A 1207-nucleotide genomic window follows, 5' to 3' on the forward strand; every position below is an offset into this window, starting at 1 on the left:
ACTCGCTCTCGCACCCGACGCGACGAGTCCCGAGTACGACGCGACGTTCGCCTCGCTCGCCGATCTCGACGGCGTCGATACCGACGCGCTCGAGGCCAGCGTCGAGTCCGAATCCGAGTCCGAACCCGAATCCGAACTCGAGGCGACGGAGCCGGTCGCGGCGACGACCGACGGAAGCGGCACGGCTGCGGCAGACCCCGACGCCCATTCCGGCTCCGCGACTGGAACGGCGACGAGTGACGATCCCGCGACTACCGACATCGATGCGGAACTCGAGACTGCGGACGCCGAGGCAGAACCCGATGCCGAGGTGGACACCGACGAATTCGACGGTGCCGACGAGTTGAACGGTGCCGCCGAGTCGGACGACACTGACGAATCGGACGTTGAAGTCGATGCGGGCGAGACGGCAGCCGACACCCTCGAAACCGAGGACGACGGTGCCGAGACGGCACGCAGTGACGAGTCGGCGAACGAGGTCGACGACGAGACTGCCGACGTCACAGCGGCTGAATCCGACGAAGCCGACGACGAACTCGGCGACTTCGACGCCGGCGATGTCGACGACGGCATGTACGAGATGGACGAGTCGGAACGCGAAGAGCTCGAGGAGGAGTTCGGCACGGAGTTCACCGCCGGCTCGGAGGTCGACGAGCCCGGGGAAGCGGGAATCGACGTTCCCGAGCCCGAAGACGCCGCGGTCGACGAGCTCGAGGGGGAATCAGAACCGGACGACGCCGAATCCGACGACGGCGACGTGACCACCGGTGCGGAATCCGACGAGCCCGACGACGATATCGGTACACCACCGGAATCCGGACTCGAGGAAGCGGAATCGGACGAAGCCGCCGAGTCAGCGCCCGGAACCGACGAGGAGTCCGAAGCCGACGGCACCGAACCCGACGATGAGCCAGTCGAGGACGATGAACCGGCTGAGGACGTCGATCTCGAAGCCGCCGTCGTCGAGACGATGAACGACCTCGACGGCGGCGACGGTGCCGATCGGACGGAACTGATCGAGACGGTCGCCGCCGACACGGGGGCGTCCGCCGACGACGTGGAGGACGCCATCCAGGACGCGCTGATGGGCGGCCAGTGTTACGAGCCCGACGACGAGACGCTGAAGGCGATCTGAACGGCCGCGATGCGAGACGATTCCAACCGGCCTCCGGCCGGGACCCCGTCGCCGCCCGCTCGCGTCGAACCG

1 pseudogene is annotated in these 1207 nt (G+C 67.7%); it reads left to right on the forward strand.

The window, feature by feature from the left end:
• Positions 1–1135: pseudogene (locus PGX04_RS17000) on the forward strand (hypothetical protein); the annotation flags it as partial.
• Between the last annotated feature and the right edge of the window lie 72 nt (positions 1136–1207).

This window comes from Natrinema soli, assembly GCF_028618695.1.